Source organism: Amycolatopsis sp. NPDC003676, assembly GCF_053587275.1.
The window spans coordinates 1-18,248 of the sequence record NZ_JBSFNS010000089.1 but is presented as its reverse complement, the minus strand read 5'-3'; the positions used below and the strand labels follow the sequence as shown (position 1 = coordinate 18,248).

The window sequence follows — 18,248 nt, the reverse complement described above, 5'->3', positions numbered from 1 at the left end:
GTGGCCAAAACCGCTCTGCGCAACGCACGCGTCTTCGACGGACAAGGGCTGACCGAACCGCGCACCGTCGTGATCGACGGGCCGGTGTTCGGCACAGATCCTGCCGGGGCACGGGAAATCGATGCCGCCGGGGCGACCCTGCTGCCCGGGTTCATCGACGCGCACCTCCATCTGGAACGGCCGGAGCAGCTGGCCGACCTCGCTGAATGGGGCATCACGACCGGGCTAGACATGGCGTGCTGGCCAGCCTCCCGGGTAACCGAACTGCGCACCGCGGGCCCGGCGGATTTCCGCAGTGCCGGGCTTCCCGCGATCGGCCCGCACGGCCTCCACTCCACGATCCCGGAGATGCCCGCTTCCGCGATCGTGACGACCGCGGAAGCCGCCGTCCGGTTCGTCGAAGAGCGGGCCGCGGAGGGCGTCGACTACGTCAAAGGCGTCGCGGAGGCTCCCGGTGACGGCGGTCCGCCCGCGGAAGCGTTGCAGGCGTTGGTCGACACGGCGCGGGAGCGAGGCCTGGACACCGTCCTGCACGCGGCGACCTCGGGCGCGTACCACCTGGCGGTGGCGACCGGAGCGCGATTCGTGACGCATGTGCCGGTGGTCGGCCGGATCGCCGACGAGGATGTCGCCGCGATGAAAGCCGCTGGGCAGACGGCGATCCCGACGCTCACCATGATGGAAGGGGCGCTCGCCTTCTTCGCCGGTGCCACTGGCGATTTCCTGGCCAACGTGGCTGCTTTGCACGACGCCGGGGTCGAAATCCTCGCCGGGACCGACGCCAACGGAGGTTCCGGAGCTCCGCTCGCGGTCGCGCACGGGTCGAGCCTGCACCACGAGTTCGAACTGCTGGCCGAGGCGGGGTTGAGCCCGGTGGAGATCCTGCGCGCCGCGACCATCGGCCCGGCGCGGGCGTTCGGGCTGACTGACCGAGGCGAGATCCGGCCCGGGCTGCGGGCAGATCTGGTCTTGGTCGACGGCGATCCGGTGGCTGATCTGTCGGCGACGCGGGCGATTCGCACTGTTTGGTGCGCGGGAAGGGAAATCGACCGCTGACGACAGCGCTGGCGGGCTTTGTCGTACGTGAGGGGAACCCTGAGGGAATCAGATTCCCTCAGGGTTCCCCTCACGTACCTGCGTCCTCAGGACCGCTGAACCGCATCGTCGGCTTCCTCGAAAGTCTTCTGCGCCTTGGTCAACTCGTCGGCCGCCCGCGCGGCGCGTTGCTCCGCCTCGGCGAGCCGTTCCCGCAATTCGGTCACCCGTTCGTCGGCTTGCTCGGCCGTCCGCTCCGCGCGCTGCAGATTCCGTTCGGCTTCCGCCCGCGCCCGTACCGCCTGGCGCCGTTCCAGTGCGCGGACCCGGGCCTCTTCCTCGGCTCGACGGTCCTTTTCGGACTGCCGGGTCTTCTTGGCGGGCGCGGGATTCGTCGGCAGCGACAGCCAGCGGTCGGCGTCCTGGCGGGCCTTCGACGTCAGCCGTCCGGCCAGCGCCAGGCGGGCGACGTCGGCGTCCGCGACGATCGCCTCCAGCGTTTCCTCCACCTCGCGCTCGACGGAATCGCTCAAGCCGGACGCGTCCCGCACGATCCGCTGCACCAGCTCTGCCCGCTGATGCGCCAGTTCGCGGAGCCGGGAGCCGTCGAGCTGCTCGTGCGCGTCGCGCAGCTTCTCGCCGATCGAGGCCAGCTCGGACAGCGGGGCGGAACCGTCGCGCGCCAGGCGGTTGACGTACGCCGCGGCCGCGGTCGGCTTGCGCAGCGCGCGGATCCGGCGCGCCAGCTCGACGTCGCCCGCTTCCTTCGCCGCGCGGGCGGCCGCGGTGCGCTCCGCGACGAAGTCGGCCGGCTCACCTGCGTAGAGCCGGTCGGCGACGGTATCGAAATCCGTGGTTGCCACGTGTGCCACCGAACCACACGAGTAGTCCGAACGCGACGCAACGCGTAACGTGGACGTCCACCCATCAAGGTCGAGTGAAGCGGGACGGTGCCCATGACGCCTCCGGGCCGGCTCGCGCTGACGGCCAGCCCCCTGGTCGCCGGCGCGCTCAAAGCACTGCAAATCGCCACCGAGCTGCCGGTCGCGATGGGCGGACCGGTGTCGGCGGCTTCCCGCTCGCACGTCATCGACCAGCTCCGCGGCACCGCCACCCGGTCGATGCAGCACATCCAGGTCGACACCGGGGCCGGGCTCGGCGGCAAAGCGGTGGCGCTGGCGCGGCCGTCAACGGTCGTCGACTATCTCAACGCACAGGGCATCACGCACAAATACGACCACGCGGTCGCACCTGAACGGCTGCGCGCGATGGTGGCGCTGCCGGTGCGCGTCGGCGAGACCACGCGCGCGGTGTTGTATGCGGCGTCGCGGGATTCGATCACGTTCGGCGACCGGCTGTTGCACGCGGCGACCGCGGTGGCGACTCGGTTGGGACGTGACATCGAGGTCGAAGAGGAAGTACAGCGACGGCTGGCCGCACCGACCGTCGTCCCGGCGGCCGAACGCGGTGACCTGCACGCCGAGCTGACCGCCATCGCCGGTTCGATCCAGGACGAAAGCGCCCGGCAGCGGCTGCTCGCGGTGTGCGAACGGCTGCGCCCGGAGCTCGACCTGCCCGGCGTCGCGCTGACCCCGCGCGAGGTCGACGTGCTGCGACTGGTCAGCGAGGGCTGCACGAACGACGAGATCTCAGACCGGCTCGGCCTGCTGCCCAATACGGTCAAGTCGTATCTCAAGCACGCGATGCGGAAGCTGGCGGTGTCGAACCGGGTGCAGGCGGTGAACCGGGCTCGCGCCGCCGGGCTCCTGCGCTAGGACGCGGCGATGTCCGATCCCGAAGTACCCGCAGTTCTGCCGAGGTTATGCAGTACTTCTGAACGCACGCTGCCGAGGCGAGTCAGCGCAGCGCCGGGGACTTTCTCCGTTCGACCCCGTGCGTCCTGCTCGAGAGCCGTCCAGTTTCCCTGGGCGTCGGACCTTCGGGCGGCCACCGCACGTGGGCGGGCACCGATGACCAAGGCACCCGCTGGCTCGTTCCAGTCCACATCGGACGCACCCTCCATGTGGGGTGGCCAGACCCGGTCCGGCGAGCGAAAATCACCCGCGCGGGCAGTGCGGCCCGCTGACGCGAAGGGATCGCCACGTGTTCTATGACCTGAGTGTCCGCGACTTCCTCGACCGCGCCGAAACGGTGTACCCGGACCGGATCGCGGTGGTGGACGAACCAGCCCAGCCCGCGGAGTCCTGGGGCTCGGTGCCCTACCGCGAACTCGCCCGCCGCGCCCGCGCGCAGGCGGCGAACCTCGACGCGCTCGGCGTTCCCGCCGGCGGCCGGGTCGCCATCGTCTCGCACAACTCCGCGCGGCTGCTGACGTCGTTCTTCGGCGTCTCCGGCTGGGGCCGCGTCCTGGTGCCGGTGAATTTCCGCCTCGCCGCCGCCGAGGTCCGGTACATCGTCGAGCATTCCGGCGCCGAGGTCCTGATGATCGACCCCGAGCTGAAACCGTTGCTGGACAGCGTAACCGCGAAGCACGTGTTCGTCCTCGGCGAGGACGACGACAAAATCTGGGGCGGCGACGGCGACCCGCGGCCGTGGGACGCCGACGAATCCGCGACCGCCACGATCAACTACACCTCCGGCACCACCGCGCGGCCGAAGGGCGTCCAGCTCACGCACCGCAATTTGTGGCTCAACGCAACGACTTTCGGCCTGCACACCACGCTCAGCGACAACGACGTCCTGCTGCACACCCTGCCGATGTTCCACGCGAACGGCTGGGGAATGCCGTACGCGGTCACCGGCCTCGGCGGACGGCACATCGTGCTGCGCAAGGTGGACGGCACCGAAATCCTGCGCCGCGTGCAGGAACACGGCGTGACGATCATGTGCGCCGCTCCCGCCGTCGTCACCGCGGCCCTGGACGGTGCCGCTTCCTGGGAAGGCGAAATCCCCGGCCGCGACCGAGTCCGGATCGTGGTGGCCGGCGCGCCGCCGCCGACCCGGACCATCGAACGCGTGCGCGCGGAACTCGGCTGGGAATTCATCCAGATCTACGGCCTGACCGAGACGTCGCCGCTGGTCACGGTCAACCGCTTCCGCAGCGAATGGGCCGACCTGGACCCGCACGAGCAGGCGAAGCTCCTCGGCCGCGCCGGCGCCCCGGCCCTCGGCGTCCGCGTCACGATCGACACCGACGGCGAAGTCCTCACCCAAAGCAACCACAACCTCGACGGCTACTGGGAAAACCCGGACGAGACCGCCCGGGTCCAGGAAGGCAACTGGTTCCACACCGGCGACGGCGGCACCTTCGCCGACGGCTACCTGACCATCGCCGACCGCAAGAAGGACGTCATCATCACCGGCGGCGAGAACGTGTCGTCGATCGAGGTGGAAGACGCGCTGAGCTCGCACCCGGCCGTCCGGGAAGCCGCGGTGATCGGCATCCCGGACGAGAAATGGGGCGAGCTGGTCACCGCCCTCGTGGTGACCGACGGCAGCGAGGTGACGGCGGACGAGCTGATCACGCACTGCCGCCAGCACCTGGCCGGGTACAAATGCCCGAAGCGGGTGGAATTCCTCGAAGAACTGCCGCGGACGGCGACGGGGAAGATCCAGAAGTTCAAGCTGCGGCAGCCGTTTTGGGAGGGGCAGGACCGGCAGGTGAACTGAGCTTGTGCAGTGCTCCTTCGTACCGCGCCCGAAGGAGCACTGCGCCGCCTCGACGGACGGCCCCGTCAGCCCCCGCTCGCCGCCTGTTTCCTCGACCACTCCGCAGCATCAGCGCCATACCGGGTCAACAGTCGCGCGAATTGAGCACGCTCCTCCGCCGACCAAGCAGCCGTGATCTCCTCGAACGCTTTTCGCTGCTCGACGGCGAAACGCTTCCGCTCAGCCTCGCCATGCTCGGTGAGTTCGAGCACCGTACGACGTCCATCGGCCTGCGACGCCGCCCGCCGCAGCAAGCCGTCGGCGATGCACGCGGCGACAGTCCGGCTGGCCACCGGCTGCGCGACACCCATCTCGACGGCGAGCCCGCCGACCGTCGTCTCGCCAGGCGCGTCGGCGATCACGTTGAGCACGAGATTGCGCGACAAATCCTTGTTCGACGCCGGAGTGCGCCGCCGCAGCCGGGACAGCGCTGGGCCGATCTGGTCCAGTACGGGGTCGGGAGAGCCGCTCATGCGCTTGATCCTAGGCCGCACCTGCCCATTTGCATACCTCAGGGCAAGTACATAGCATTAGGTATGCAAATACCCGATGCAAGGAATCGAGACGAACCACCATGACGCTCACCGCCATCGCCAACGCCCGGGTCTTCGACGGGGAGAAGTCCCTCGGGGTGCGGACCGTGGTCCTCGACGGCACGCGGATCGCCCAGGTCGGCGGCGAGATCCCCCAGGTCAGCGAAACCGTCGACGGCACCGGCGCGACCCTGCTCCCGGGGCTCATCGACGCCCACGTGCACTCCGCCCCGGGCTCGCTGGCGCTGGCCCTGCGGTTCGGGGTGACCACCGAACTGGAGATGCAGGGCATGAACACCCGGGAGAACCGGGGCCACCTCACCGACGACGACACCGTCGCCGACGTGCGGTCCGCCGGTTTCGGCATCACCCCGCCCGGCGGTCATCCCAGCGAGCTGATGCCCGAAGGATTCCGGCCGAAGTGGGACCTCCCGCCGGTGATGCCGGTGATGCCGTTCTCCACCACGCCCGAGGAAGCGGCCGCGTTCGTCCCCCAACTCCTGGCCAGAGGCTCAGACTTCATCAAATTCATGATCGACGACGGCAGCGTGGAAGGGCACCCCGGTCTGCCGTGTCTCGACCAGGCCACGGTGAACGCCGGGGTCGCGGAAGCCAAGAAGTACGGCGCGCTCACCGTGGCTCACGCGCTCACCGTGGAAGCGACCAAGATGGCCGTCGAGGCGGGCATCGACGGTCTCGCCCACGTCTTCATGGACCAGCCGCACACCGCCGAGATCATCAGCCTCGTCAAGGACGCGGGCATGTTCGTCGTTCCCTGCATCAGCCTCAACGCCTCGCTGATGGGCATCACCGGCAGCGCGCTCGCCGACGACCCCCGAGTCGCCGCCCGCCTCGACGACAAGTGGGAAGAAACCCTGCGCTCCAGCTACAACCGCTACCCGCAGGGCAAGCTCGAAGACGTGTACGACACCGTGCGCGCGCTCGACGCCGCCGGTGTCGACGTGCTGGCGGGCACCGATGTCTCCATGCCCGAGACGTTCTTCGGAGGCCTCGCGCACGGAGCGAGCCTGCACCACGAACTGCAGTACCTCGTCGAAGCCGGTCTCACGCCCGAGCGCGCCTTGCGGGCAGCCACCGCGACCACCGCCCGCCGCTTCCGGCTCAGCGACCGAGGCCGCGTCGCCGAGGGACTCCGCGCCGACCTTCTGCTGGTCGACGGCGACCCGACCCGCGACATCAGCGACACGCTCAACACCCGCGCCATCTGGCGTCGCGGCGCCCGCCTGGCGGATTGACCGCAGGTGCCCCGAATCCTGTTCAGCGAGCCGGGATTCGGGGCCACTGACCGTCCTCTTTGGATAGTCAGTCGTCGGCAGGCTGGTAAACCAACCGCAGCACCCCGTTGCGGAACGCGGTCGTGTCCGCCAGCCGGAAGTCCAGCTGCGGCCCCTCCGCCGGGAACAGCCGCCGTCCCTTGCCGACCACCACCGGGTACTGCAGCAGGGTCAGCTCGTCCACCAGCCCGTGCGACAGGAGCCACCGCACCAGCGTCGTGCTCCCGCTGGTCATGATGTCGCCGCCCGCGCTGGACTTCAGTTCCGCGATCGCCTCGCCGAGGTCGCCGCGCAGCAGCGTCGTGTTGTGCCAGTCCGCCGCGGTCAGGGTGGTGGACGCGACGTACTTCGGCACGCTGTTCATGAACTCCGCGCCCGGGTCGTCGGTGCGGCCTGGCCACGCCTCGGCGAAGCCCTCGTAGGTCACGCGGCCCAGCAACATCGCGTCGGCGTCCGCCATGCCGTCGCCCACCGCGTGTTCGAGCTCGTCGTTCCAGTACGAGAGCGACCACTGGTCCGGCGCCTCGACAACGCCGTCGAGCGAGACGAACAAGGTGGACACGATCTTGCGCATCGAGCGACTCCTTGGTGTTCGGGATCGCCGACACTATGGCGCAACCGGACCCGCCGACGCAGCCGGTTGGCCCAATGCTTGGTCTGTCAGGGCACTTCCGTTACCAACTCGAGTGCCCGGCCGAGCGTCGCCAGGCGGTTTTCCAGCGTTTCGCCCGCCGGATAGAGCCGGACCGTGTCGACTCCGGCGGCTCGCCACACCTTCAGCCGGGCACGGACCATGTCCTCGGTGCCGATCAGCGTCGTCGCGAGGACCATCTCATCGGTCACCAGCCCGGCCGCGCCGTCGCGATCGCCGGACTGCCAGCGTTCCCGCACTTCAGCGGCGACCTCCGCCCAGCCCTGCCTGCTGTAGGCGTCGTGGTAGAAGTTCGTGCTCGCCGAACCCATGCCGCCCAACGAAAAGGCCAGCTCCTTCTTCCGCCCGGCGACCATGGGGCGCAGTTCGTCCTCATCGGACGCGAACGCGACCTCCGCGCCTTGGCACACCACGAGATCGCCGCGGCTCCGCCCCGCTTTCGCGAGCCCGGCGTCGAGGTGGCGGAAGTAGGCCTCGGCACCCTCGGGGACGAAGCTCGTGCCGAGCCAGCCGTCAGCGAGTTCGCCGGTCAGCTCCAGCATTCGCGGCGACAGCGTGGCCAGGTAGATCGGGATGTCCTCGTTCGGCTTGGTCGACAACCGCATCGGGCGGGATTCGCCAGGCAACGGGATCTGGAAAGCCATGCCAGCGAAGGAGATCTTCTCCCCGGCGAACGCGCTCCGGATGATCTGCACCGTCTCGCGCATCCGGGTCAACGGCCGCGCGAACGGCACCCCGTGCAGCCCCTCGATCACCTGCGGACCCGACGGACCGAGGCCCAGCGCGAACCGTCCATCGGACATCTCGGCAAGCGTGAGCGCGGCCTGCGCGAGCGCGACCGGCGTGCGCACGCCGAGCTGCATGATGCCGGAGCCGAGCCGGATCTTGTCCGTGCGCGCGGCGAGGTAGCCGAGCACCGACGGCGCGTCCGAGCCCCACGCCTCGGCCACCCAGCATTCGTCGAGACCCAGTTTTTCCGCCTCCAGCACGAAATCCCGGGTGCCGGGCCAGCCGGACGACGCCTCGACGGTGGTGGCCGCGCGCATCATCCGGCGGCCTCCACGCGGTCCTTGATCGCGCCGAGCGTGGCGGTCATCGAGGCCTCGAACTCGCTCAGCCGGACGTGCACGATCTTCTGTTCCTTCTCCGGCATCCGCGCGATCACCTCGGTCACCCCGGACGGCCCCGGTCCCATCTGCGCCCACTGCGTGAGCCGCGTGCCGCCGTTCTCCGGGGCGAGGGTGAACCGCCAGACCGCGGTCGGATTGGCCGGATCGCTGACCGCCCAGGCGAAAACGCGCGGCTCCTCGCATTCGACGATGTAGGACGTGGTTTCCCAGTCGCCGCGCATCTTGTGGTGGTTGCGCCCGACGAAGGACCGGCCGAGCGCCGGTTCCGAGCCCTCGTCGCACCACTGGACCGCCTGCAGTTCGCCGCTCAGCTCCGGCATGAGCACGACGTCCGAGGCGAACCGCCAGACCTGCTCGGGCGAGCCGTCGATCCACGCGTCCACCTGCACGGTCGGGGTGTCCGCGTACCGCGCGCCGGTCCACTCCATGGCGAGTCCTCCTCCGTTGGCGTCTCGACCAGCATAGTTGCGTAACAAGACTGACCCTGTCAATCACCGCGGAGGCCGAAGGGCCGTGAGGGGAACCCTGAGGGAATCTGATTCCCTCAGGGTTCCCCTCACGTACCGCTATTCCTGGGGCGCGAACCTCGCCTGGACGTCGGGGCGTTGCGCCAGGCGTTCGGGGAAGCCCGGTCCGCGCCGCATCCGGGTGTCGTCCGCGGACAGCGGCTCGCCGCAGTCCGCACACACGACTCTCGCGGTCGTGTCGTGCCCGCAGGCGTCGTGGTGCAGCACGATCGGCGGGCCCGCTTCAGTGGCCAGCCACCGGTCGCCCCAGGCCGTCATCGCGGCCAAGACACTCCAGAAATCGCGGCCCTTCTCGGTGAGCACGTAGTCGTAGCGCACCGGCTCGGCCTGGTAGGCGCGCTTCTCCAGCAACCCCTCGTCGACCAGCCTGCGCAGCCGGTCGGCGAGGGTGTTGCGCGCGATGCCGAGCGCCTGCTGGAACTCGTCGAAGCGGCGGACACCGTAGAACGCGTCCCGCAGCACCAGCGGCGTCCACCAGTCCCCGAGCAGGTCCATGGTCCGAGCGATCGAGCACGGCCACTGCGCGAAGGAAGTGCGTTTCATGACGGCGAGGATACGCCGTCCCACGGTGCAACCCAGCAGGTCAGACGCGATGCCCGACGGTCACGTCGACAGTGTCGGGCACTTCCTCGTGCTCGTCGCCGACCGAAAGCGTCCCAGCGGGCTCCACGAGCAGCACCACCGCGCCCTCCTGTGAAGACGGCTTGTGGAACGTGCCGCGCGGGACCACGAACGCCTGCTCGCGCGTCAGCGTCACGGTCCGTTCGCCGTCCGCTTCGCGCAGGCCGATCTCGATGGCGCCGTCGAGGACGAGGAAGAACTCGTCGGTGCTGTCGTGCTTGTGCCACACGTGCTCGCCGGCGAACCGGGCGAGACGGATGTCGTAGTCGTTGACGTTGGCGACGATCCGCGGGCTCCACGGAGCGTCGAATCCGGCGAGTACCGCCCGCAGGTCGAGGGGTTGAGTTGGCATAGTTCGATCTTGGGCCTGGTTTCCGGTGGCCGGGAGTGCTAGGAATCGCACATGCCGAAAGGATCCTCGCACCGCGTCGTGATGATCGTCGGCGACGGCTCTAACCCGTTCGAGATGGGCGTCGCGACGGAGCTGTTCGGCTTGCGCCGGCCGGAACTGCCGACGCCGTGGTACGACTTCGCGCTCGCGGCGCCCGGCGGGCAAGCTCGGATGCACCTCGGCTTCTTCACCCTCGCCGACGTCGCCGGCCTCGAGGCAATCGACGCCGCGGACACCGTGATCGTCCCGAACCGGCCGGATCCGCAGACCCCCGCAGACCCGGAGATCATCGCCGCGATCCAGCGAGCGGACGCCCGCGGCGCGCGGCTGATGAGCTTCTGCACCGGCGCGTTCACCCTGGCTCAGGCCGGCGTGCTCGACGATCGCCGCGCCACCACGCACTGGCAGTGGGCCGAGGCGTTCACCGCGCGCTACCCGCTGGTCCGCCTGGAGCCGGACGTTCTTTTCGTCGAGGACGGCACAGTTTTCACCGCCGCCGGAAGCGCCGCCGCGCTCGATCTGTCGCTGTATGTAATCCAGCGTGATCACGGCGCGGAAATCGCCAACGCGGTGAGCCGTCGCCTCGTTTTCACCGGTCATCGGGAAGGCGGCCAGCAACAGTTCGTGGAACGTCCGATGCCGGAGATTCCGGACGCCTCGCTCGCACCGATCCTGGAATGGGCGCGCCAGCACCTCGATCAGCCGCTCGCCGTCGCCGATCTCGCCGCGCGCGCGGCGACCAGCGCCGCGACCTTGCACCGCCGGTTCCGCGCCGAACTGGGCACGACGCCGCTCGCCTGGCTCACCGCCGAACGCGTCACGCTGGCCCGCCGCCTCATCGAGCGCGGCGAACATGGTCTGGACCGCATCGCCGCCCGCACTGGGCTGGGCACCGGCGCGAACCTCCGGCTGCAGCTGCGCAGGCACACCGGGCTGTCGCCGTCGGAATACCGGAAACGATTCGGCCCGGCGGCGTAAAACGCTCCGGGGTCCACTGTGGACCCGACGAACGGATTACTCCATTCGGCCTATTCAGCAAAATCCCGGTTAAGCCCCGATGACCGGAACCCGCCGAAGGTTTTATGCCAGACGAACGAAAGTTGGCCGGAACGGACAGAATTCCGGCGACCCCTCACCGGATCGCGCACAGATCCGCTAGCTTGGCCGCAGACCGGCCGAACGAACGGGGAGACACGCATGGCCAGACGCCGCCTGGAGGGACGGAACGCCCGGAGCCGGGCTTTCGCCGCCCTCGCCGGAGGCGCGCTCGTGGTGCTGCCGACGGTGACGTCGTCCGGCATCCCGGTGGCGTTGCGCGCCGCGGAACCGCCGTCTGCCGCCCAGGCCGCGCCGAACTCCCCCGGCCTGCCGCCCGGCATCACGCTCCCGCCGATCGGCGTCGACGGCAGCCTCCCGCAGCCGCCGGTCCCGCAGGCGCTCGGCGTCCCCGGCTACCCGAACGGCCCCGGCTCGGCCACCACCGCCGGCCCGCTCGGCATCCCGGACAGCATGCTGCGCGCCTACCGCAACGCGGCCGACATCATGGCCCGCGAACAGCCCGGCTGCCACCTCGACTGGGCGCTGATCGCGGCCATCGGGCGGGTCGAGTCGAACCACGCGCGCGGCGGCTACGTCGACGCCCGCGGCAACACCCTCGAACGCATTCTCGGCCCGGTCCTCGACGGTTCCGGCGGATTCGCCGCGATCCGCGACACCGACCACGGCCGCTACGACGGCGACCCGGTGTGGGACCGCGCGGTCGGCCCGACCCAGTTCATCCCGTCGACCTGGGCGTCGTACGCCTCCGACGGCAACGGCGACGGGATTTCCGACCCGAACAACATCTACGACGAGACGCTCGCCACCGCGCGCTACCTGTGCTCGGGAGGTCTGGACCTCTCCACCGACGCCGACCAGCGCCTCGCGGTGCGCCGGTACAACAACTCGCAGTCCTATGTGGACACTGTCATGGCATACGCGAACGGCTACCGCAGCGGCGTCTCGAACCTGCCGGACAGCAAGGTCCCGATCGGAGCCCCGCCCGGCCCCGGCGCGGTCGAGGCCGCCGCGGGCAGCCCGGCGGGCGACGTCGCACCGCCCGTCCCGCCGCCGGTCGCCCCGGCGCAGCCTGCCACGCCGAACCAGCCCGGCACGCCGACGCAGCTTCCCGGCAGCAGCACCGCGCCGAGCAGCAGCACTCCCGCGAAGCCGAGCAGCACGCCGCCGACCACGCCGTCCAGCACCACGCCCACGAGCAGCACGCCGACGACGCCGACCACCCCGACGAGCACGACGCCGTCCAGCTCCGCCCCGGCGAACCCGGCCACGTCGACCACGACTTCCAGCACCACCACGGAGGCCGCGCCGACGCACTGACCGCGGCGTTCGTATAGTCCGGACCGACCCGGAAACCGGACTGTTGGGGGCGATCGTGGCGTGGAATCCCCGGAACTTGCCCGACCTCGCCGGTCGCGTGTACGCGGTGACCGGGGGCAACGCCGGAATCGGCTACTTCGTCACCGAGCAACTGGCCGCCGCCGGAGCACACGTCGCCCTGCTGGGCCGTGACCCTTCGCGGCTGCGCGCGGCTGTCGAGATGGTGCGCACGCGCATCGGTCCGGCTTCGTTGAGCACGATCCCGCTGGACCTCGCCGACCTGGACACGATCCCGGCCGCCGTCGAGGCGCTCGGCCGTCTCGACCGGGTGGACGCGTTGATCGAGAACGCGGGCATCACCGCGCCCGGGCCCGTGCGCCGGACCACGCGACAGGGCCTGGAGCTGGCGGTCGGCACCAATCATTTCGGCCACTTCGCGCTCACCGCGCTGGCGATGCCGGTCCTGACCGCCTCGTCCGCGCGGGTAGTGCTGGCAGGCAGCCTGATCACCCGGATGTATCCGTATGACATCGACGATCTGCAGAGCTCAAGCAAGTATTCGGACTTCCGTGCGTACGCGCTGTCGAAGCACGCCGTGCAATCGTTCGCGATGGAACTCGACCGACGCCTGCGTGCGGCGGGTTCGCCGGTGCGGGCGATCCTCGCGCACCCCGGGTTCAGTCTTGAGCGGACCAGCCCCGCTCGACCGGGAATCACCAAGCCGGTGCCGGTGATGCGGCTGCTCGCGCCCTACACGCACGGCAAGGATCACGGCGCGTGGCCCGCGGTCCGGGCCGCGATCGACCCAGCCGCGACCGGCGGTTCCTACTACGGTCCAGCTTTCGGCGGAGTGGGCCGACCCCGATTGGGGACGGCTATGGGCGCTTCCCGGGATGTGGTGCGGGGCCGTCGATTGTGGACGCTTTCCGAGGAAGCGACCGGAATCCGGTTCGCACTCGGGGGTTCCTGACTCGACCCGCCCTGCTCACCCGTAACGCCACCCCGAGGACGAGGGTGTCGGCAGGTCGCGCGCCGGGTGGAGGAAGTGCGGGATGACGCTGGTGAAGACGATGACGGTCTTGGGGTTGAACAAGTCGCTGAGCAGGTCAGCAGACCACCATGACCGCGGGACCCGGGATGACGACCAAGACCACGGACAAGGCCGCGAAAGCCAGAATCGACGACATGGACGCATTGCCCCCGCGTCTCGCCGATTCGGGCCAGCGCCGCGAGCGAGCCAGCTCCCGGCGGTGCGCACCAGGCTCGGTCGCTGAGCGGTTGAGCCTATTCGCCGACCTGGTCGATCCGGTCGGCGATCCCGTCGAGCAGCCGGTCCAATCCGAACTCCGACGCGTCCGACGCCTGCTTCCCGGAAGGCTGGTCGAACCCGCCCGCGAGCCAGGTCCGGTTCATCGTCGGATGGGACTCGACGTCGAAAAACGTGTACCAGAAAGAAGAACGCTGCCCCCACCACGCGTCATTGGACTGTCTCGTGGTCTGTTCCAAGTGGACACTCTCCGCCTCGGCCGCCGCGTTCGCGTCCACATATCCGGCGACAGAACTGGCCGCCGCAACGACTTCACGCGCGGGCAAGCCCAGTCCGTCCATAATGGACAACAGATATTCCTGACCGGCCAGCTGCCCCGGGCCGAGCGCGGGCCGCACCCGAGACCGCTCGCGGAGCCACGGATGCCGACGGTAAATGTCGCGCGTCCGGTCGGCGTAAACGCGGACCTGCGCACGCCAGTCCTCCGGCCGGGGTTCGCCCGGGCCGGGCAGATTCCGTTCGAGGAGAACGGTGTCCACCATGAGGTCGATCAGTTCGGTTTTGCCGGGAACGTAGGTGTAGAGCGTCATCGTGCCCGCCCCGAGTTCCTTGGCCACGCGGTGCATCGACGTCGCGACAAGCCCCTCGGCATCCGCGACCGCGATGGCCGCCACGATGATCCGTTCGATGGTGAGCGTCGGCCGCCTGCCGCGGGACGAGGGTTCCGGGGCGCCCGTACGGTCGCGCCACAACAGGGCGAGCGTGCGCGCGACCTCCTCGCGCGCGGCCTCGGGACCGTCGCCCTCGTGCTCGACGATCATCGCGTCCCCTCCCGGCCTTCGTACGCATCAGCGTGGGATCTTACCTGCCGTTTCAGGACCTTCGTCCCCTCCGCGGCGGCTCGCGGGCCGCTACGCTGGGCAGCGAGGGAGGTGGTTCCCGTGACGGAACGCAAACCACCGGGCGTGTCGTACGGCACGTGGGTCGACCGGCAAATCGCCGCGGCCGAAACCCGCGGCGACTTCGAAGACCTGCCAGGAACCGGAAAACCCCTGCCGCCCCCGACCGGCCGCGACGCGGCGACCGACTGGGCGATCCGACGTGCTCGCGAAGGCGACCTCGACGTGGCCGCGTTTCTGCCGCCGTCGCTCGCCATCCCGCGCGAAATCCAAGACCTGCCGGGGAAACTGGCGAAAATCCACTCCGAACGCAAGGTGCGGGAGATCGTCGAAGACCTGAACGACCGCATCCGCAAGACCCACGCGATGCCCCAGGACGGCCCGGTGCTGCGGGCCCGGCCGCTGGACGTGGAGGAAACGGTGGCGAGCTGGCGTGCGGGGCGCGGCGAGTCCTGAGCCACGCGAGCTGAGTTCGGGCGATGCCGCCGGAGACGCTTGCCAGTCGCCGCGTTGGCGCCAACGGGCCGTACCCGCTGCGGCCACTTCCCGGGAGCCCACGGCTTCCGCCTCACCGCACCAGTAGCGACCACTCCATCCAGAACATCCGGCTCGCCCCTCCCCCTTCACGCCCCGCCATCCACTCCCCGGCTGCGGCTACGCTGGGTAGCACCTGGGCGAAGGGAAGAGGACCGTGGTTGGAGTTCGTCGGGTTGCCTTCGTGGTCGCCGCGGTGCTTGTGCTGTTCGGCGAGCCGTGGTCGGTACTCGTGTTGCTGCCGGATTGGCCGGTCGCGGGGACCGTCGCCGGGACGGTCGTTTTCGGCATCGCGGCGTTGAGTTTCCCGGTGCTCATGGTCCTCGGGCACGGTCCGAAGCAGAGCGACACCGCCGCGCGGGTCGGGGACGTCACGCTCGGCGCCGTCTGGGTGCTGTTCACCTGGAGCGTTCTCACGCACGTGCTGCGACTGGTCCTGCTGGTGTCCGGAGTGGACGATCCCGCGCGGCCGCGGATCGTCGCCGGGGTCACGCTCGCCGTCGCCGCCGTGCTGCTCGTCAGCGGGAACCGGATCGCCATGCGGGTACCGCCGGTGAAGGAGGTCGATGTCGTGCTGCCGAAGCTCGGCGCCGGGCTCGACGGGTTGCGCGTCGCGGTCATCACCGACACCCACTACGGCCCGCTTGACCGCACCCGCTGGTCCGAACGCCTGGTCGCCGAGCTGAACCGATTGCAGCCCGACGTCGTCTGCCACGCCGGGGATCTCGCCGACGGGTCCGTCGCCAAGCGGCGCAAGCAGGTCGACCCGCTCGGCGGCGTCCAGGCGCCGCTCGGCCGGTTCTACATCACCGGCAACCACGAGTACTTCGGCGAAGCCCAGGCCTGGCTCGACCACATGGCGAGCCTCGGCTGGGACACCCTGCACAACCGCTCGACCCTGATCGAACGCGACGGCGCCCGCCTGCTCTTCGCCGGCATCGACGACCCCACCGGAGCCGCCTCTGGCCTCCCCGGCCACGGCCCCGACCTGGCCGCCGCCCTCGACGGCTCCGATCCCGACGTCCCCGTCGTTCTGCTCGCCCACCAGCCCAAACAGGTCGCCCAGGCCCGCGAGGAAAACGTCGACCTGCAGATCTCCGGCCACACCCACGGCGGCCAGATCTGGCCCTTCCACCTCCTGGTCCGCCTGGACCAGCCCACCCTGTCGGGCCTCACCCGGCACGGTCCGACCCAGCTGTACAACAGCCGCGGCTCCGGCTTCTGGGGCCCGCCCTTCCGGGTCTTCGCCCCCAACGAGATCGCCTTGCTCACCCTGCGCAGCGCCTGACCCCAACCCCCACGCCCGCACCGACAGCACCACATCCCACCGAACAATTTTTTTGTCTTGACAATCGCACTCGTCGGATGCGAGAGTTCTCCTCAACGGCACCACCCCGAGGAGGAACCCCATGCCCACCGTCACGTCCGCCGACGGCACCCAGATCGCCTACTCCCGCATCGGCTCCGGCCCCGCGCTGGTCCTCGTGGACGGCGCACTCTGCTACCGCACCTCGACCCCGAACGACGACCTCGCCAAGGCTCTCTCCGACCGCTTCACCGTCTACACCTTCGACCGCCGCGGCCGGGGCGAAAGCGGCGACGCGAGCCCGTACGACGTCGAGCGCGAAATCGAAGACATCGCCGCGCTGGCCAAGGAAGCCGGCGGCGAGATCGGCCTCTACGGCATCTCCTCCGGCGCAGCCCTGGTGCTGGAAGCCGCCCACCGCGGCGTGCCCGTCAAGAAGGTCGCGGTCTACGAACCGCCCTTCGTCGTCGACAGCACCCGCAAACGAGTCCCCGCCGATTACCAGGCGAAGCTGGAAGCAGCCGTGTCCGCCGGAAAGCCAGGCGACGCGATCAAGACCTTCATGGTCGAAGGCGTAGGACTGCCCGCCCTGATGGTCACGATGATGCGCCTGATGCCAGCCTGGCCGCGCATGAAACGCGTCGCCCACACCCTCGCCTACGACGCCCAGGTCATGGACGACAACCAGGCCGGCCGCCCCCTCCCCGAAAACCGCTGGTCCGGAATCACCGCCCCCACCCTGATCCTCGACGGCGGCAAGAGTCCCGAGTGGATGCGCAACGGCGTCGCGGCAGCAGCCAGCCAGCTGCCCAACGCCGACTACCGCACCCTCCCCGGCCAGACGCACCTGGTGAAAACCGCCGCCCTCGCACCGGTATTGGCGGAGTTCTTCGCCACGAACTGACCCCGCCCGCGGGCCAGGTGAGGCAAGCTGCGAAACGTGGCTACGCGAGCATTGATCTTCGATTTCGACGGCACCCTGGCCGACACGGAAGCCGCGGTACTGCGCTCCTGGCAAGAAATGTTCGCCGGACACGGAGTCGAACTGCCCCTGGATGTCTGGCACACAGTCATCGGCACCCAGAACACCGCGGCGACGATGTTCAAGCTGCTAGCCGAACAAGTCGAAGACGTCGACCCGGAAACCCTGCGCCCGGCAATGCGCGCCCGAGTACACGAACTCCTGGCCGAAGACGGCCCACGCGAAGGCGTACTCGACTACCTGGACGAGGCCGCCCGCCGTGGTCTGGCACTGGGCGTCGCCTCCAGCTCATCCGGAACCTGGGTGCACGGCCAGTTAGAACGCCTAGGCCTGGCATCCCGCTTCACCGCAGTAGAAACGGGCGACCGCCACAAACCCAAACCTGACCCAGACACCTACCTGGCAGCCCTGCGCACCCTAGGCGTAGCCGCGGAAGAAGCACTGGCCTTCGAAGACTCGCCCCACGGCGTCAGCGCGGCAAAAGCAGCCGGAATCATCACCATCGCGGTGCCAAACCCCATCACCGCAACACTGGACTTCGCCAAAGCAGACCTGGTCCTCCCCACCCTCACCACCACCTCGCTGAGCGCGCTACTGCAGCAATTCGGTACGTGAGGGGAACCCTGAGGGAGTCAGATTCCCTCAGAGGGTGTTTCGAAACCCGGGCAGCTCGTCGTTGAAGCCTTGTGCTATATGACGGCTTGCCCGCCGCCACGCAATGGCCTCCGCGCCACGCCCTTATCACAGCCGATGCTTGGCCACGCCGCTGGGTTTCGAAACACCCTCTCAGGGTTCCCCTCACGACCCTCGGCCAGTCCGTGAGAGACCCCAATGCGGCATTCGGTGCGTCACATGCACCCAACGCCACATTGGGGCGCTCGCCCCAACCCACTCACGAACCGCCACCGACGCACCCAACGATCGAGGCACCCAGCCCCACCCCCGCGCCCCGATACGAAGCGTCCCTGCGGTCTGGGGGTGGGTTTGAAGGGATAATTGACGCCATGAAAAACAACCCCCAAACCACAGCA

The 18,248-nt window shown here is 69.4% G+C and carries 19 protein-coding genes; 11 read left to right on the top strand and 8 right to left on the bottom strand.

What is annotated here, in order from left to right; translation table 11 throughout:
- The gene (locus ACWDNU_RS34400) at positions 1–1,056 is read left to right on the top strand and encodes an amidohydrolase family protein (RefSeq protein WP_449671933.1); all 1,056 of its coding nucleotides are present in this window, start codon (positions 1–3) and stop codon (positions 1,054–1,056) included.
- A gap of 86 nt (positions 1,057–1,142) precedes the next feature.
- Here the strand turns inward: ACWDNU_RS34400 and ACWDNU_RS34395 are convergent, their stop codons facing one another.
- Complete coding sequence (locus tag ACWDNU_RS34395) at positions 1,143–1,898, bottom strand: hypothetical protein (protein ID WP_370934766.1); 756 nt, start codon at positions 1,896–1,898, stop codon at positions 1,143–1,145.
- Positions 1,899–1,991: 93 nt separating this feature from the next.
- Between ACWDNU_RS34395 and ACWDNU_RS34390 the strand changes: the two genes are divergently transcribed.
- Together ACWDNU_RS34390 and ACWDNU_RS34385 are read left to right on the top strand one after the other, a co-directional pair.
- Positions 1,992–2,810 carry a LuxR C-terminal-related transcriptional regulator gene (locus tag ACWDNU_RS34390; protein WP_449671932.1) on the top strand — a complete coding sequence of 273 codons (819 nt, stop codon included), beginning with the start codon at positions 1,992–1,994 and terminating at the stop codon, positions 2,808–2,810.
- 328 nt (positions 2,811–3,138) lie between these two features.
- Entirely contained in the window at positions 3,139–4,665 is a 1,527-nt protein-coding gene (locus ACWDNU_RS34385; protein ID WP_449671931.1) for an AMP-binding protein, read from the top strand.
- A gap of 65 nt (positions 4,666–4,730) precedes the next feature.
- Here ACWDNU_RS34385 and ACWDNU_RS34380 read toward each other — a convergent pair whose 3' ends face one another.
- Positions 4,731–5,177 carry a MarR family winged helix-turn-helix transcriptional regulator gene (locus ACWDNU_RS34380; RefSeq protein WP_449671930.1) on the bottom strand — a complete coding sequence of 149 codons (447 nt, stop codon included), beginning with the start codon at positions 5,175–5,177 and terminating at the stop codon, positions 4,731–4,733.
- A 101-nt stretch (positions 5,178–5,278) separates the two neighbouring features.
- Between ACWDNU_RS34380 and ACWDNU_RS34375 the strand changes: the two genes are divergently transcribed.
- Entirely contained in the window at positions 5,279–6,493 is a 1,215-nt protein-coding gene (locus tag ACWDNU_RS34375) for an amidohydrolase family protein (protein ID WP_449671929.1), read from the top strand.
- 67 nt (positions 6,494–6,560) lie between these two features.
- Here ACWDNU_RS34375 and ACWDNU_RS34370 read toward each other — a convergent pair whose 3' ends face one another.
- From ACWDNU_RS34370 to ACWDNU_RS34350, 5 genes are all read right to left on the bottom strand, one after another.
- The gene (locus tag ACWDNU_RS34370; RefSeq protein WP_370934761.1) at positions 6,561–7,106 is read right to left on the bottom strand and encodes a dihydrofolate reductase family protein; all 546 of its coding nucleotides are present in this window, start codon (positions 7,104–7,106) and stop codon (positions 6,561–6,563) included.
- A gap of 86 nt (positions 7,107–7,192) precedes the next feature.
- Positions 7,193–8,230, bottom strand: a complete 1,038-nt coding sequence (locus tag ACWDNU_RS34365) for an LLM class flavin-dependent oxidoreductase (protein ID WP_449671942.1) — start codon at positions 8,228–8,230, stop codon at positions 7,193–7,195.
- Positions 8,230–8,742: an SRPBCC family protein gene (locus ACWDNU_RS34360; protein ID WP_370934760.1), complete on the bottom strand. Its 513-nt coding sequence runs from the start codon at positions 8,740–8,742 to the stop codon at positions 8,230–8,232. Before ACWDNU_RS34360 ends, ACWDNU_RS34365 begins: the two co-directional genes overlap by 1 nt.
- Positions 8,743–8,880: 138 nt before the next feature.
- Positions 8,881–9,384, bottom strand: coding sequence for a winged helix-turn-helix transcriptional regulator (locus ACWDNU_RS34355; protein ID WP_370934759.1), 504 nt, complete (start codon positions 9,382–9,384; stop codon positions 8,881–8,883).
- A 40-nt stretch (positions 9,385–9,424) separates the two neighbouring features.
- The gene (locus ACWDNU_RS34350) at positions 9,425–9,814 is read right to left on the bottom strand and encodes a cupin domain-containing protein (RefSeq protein ID WP_449671928.1); all 390 of its coding nucleotides are present in this window, start codon (positions 9,812–9,814) and stop codon (positions 9,425–9,427) included.
- A 51-nt stretch (positions 9,815–9,865) separates the two neighbouring features.
- Between ACWDNU_RS34350 and ACWDNU_RS34345 the strand changes: the two genes are divergently transcribed.
- From ACWDNU_RS34345 to ACWDNU_RS34335, 3 genes are all read left to right on the top strand, one after another.
- Positions 9,866–10,831: a helix-turn-helix domain-containing protein gene (locus tag ACWDNU_RS34345; protein WP_449671927.1), complete on the top strand. Its 966-nt coding sequence runs from the start codon at positions 9,866–9,868 to the stop codon at positions 10,829–10,831.
- A 219-nt stretch (positions 10,832–11,050) separates the two neighbouring features.
- Positions 11,051–12,229, top strand: coding sequence for a lytic murein transglycosylase (locus ACWDNU_RS34340; RefSeq protein WP_449671926.1), 1,179 nt, complete (start codon positions 11,051–11,053; stop codon positions 12,227–12,229).
- Between the two features lie 55 nt (positions 12,230–12,284).
- On the top strand, positions 12,285–13,199 hold the full coding sequence (locus tag ACWDNU_RS34335; protein WP_449671925.1) for an SDR family NAD(P)-dependent oxidoreductase: 915 nt from the start codon (positions 12,285–12,287) through the stop codon (positions 13,197–13,199).
- Positions 13,200–13,513: 314 nt separating this feature from the next.
- Here the strand turns inward: ACWDNU_RS34335 and ACWDNU_RS34330 are convergent, their stop codons facing one another.
- The gene (locus tag ACWDNU_RS34330; protein ID WP_449671924.1) at positions 13,514–14,317 is read right to left on the bottom strand and encodes a TetR/AcrR family transcriptional regulator C-terminal domain-containing protein; all 804 of its coding nucleotides are present in this window, start codon (positions 14,315–14,317) and stop codon (positions 13,514–13,516) included.
- Positions 14,318–14,437: 120 nt separating this feature from the next.
- Here ACWDNU_RS34330 and ACWDNU_RS34325 point away from each other — a divergent pair, with 120 nt between their 5' ends.
- The 4 genes from ACWDNU_RS34325 to ACWDNU_RS34310 all read left to right on the top strand — a co-directional run bounded on the left by ACWDNU_RS34325 (position 14,438) and on the right by ACWDNU_RS34310 (position 17,832).
- Positions 14,438–14,851 (top strand): DnaJ family domain-containing protein, encoded by a 414-nt coding sequence (locus ACWDNU_RS34325; RefSeq protein WP_370934752.1) that lies wholly within the window; start codon positions 14,438–14,440, stop codon positions 14,849–14,851.
- Positions 14,852–15,086: 235 nt separating this feature from the next.
- The gene (locus ACWDNU_RS34320) at positions 15,087–16,217 is read left to right on the top strand and encodes a metallophosphoesterase (RefSeq protein WP_449671923.1); all 1,131 of its coding nucleotides are present in this window, start codon (positions 15,087–15,089) and stop codon (positions 16,215–16,217) included.
- 121 nt (positions 16,218–16,338) lie between these two features.
- The gene (locus tag ACWDNU_RS34315) at positions 16,339–17,139 is read left to right on the top strand and encodes an alpha/beta fold hydrolase (RefSeq protein WP_370934750.1); all 801 of its coding nucleotides are present in this window, start codon (positions 16,339–16,341) and stop codon (positions 17,137–17,139) included.
- A 36-nt stretch (positions 17,140–17,175) separates the two neighbouring features.
- Positions 17,176–17,832, top strand: coding sequence for an HAD family hydrolase (locus ACWDNU_RS34310; protein ID WP_449671922.1), 657 nt, complete (start codon positions 17,176–17,178; stop codon positions 17,830–17,832).
- Positions 17,833–18,248: the final 416 nt, after the last annotated feature.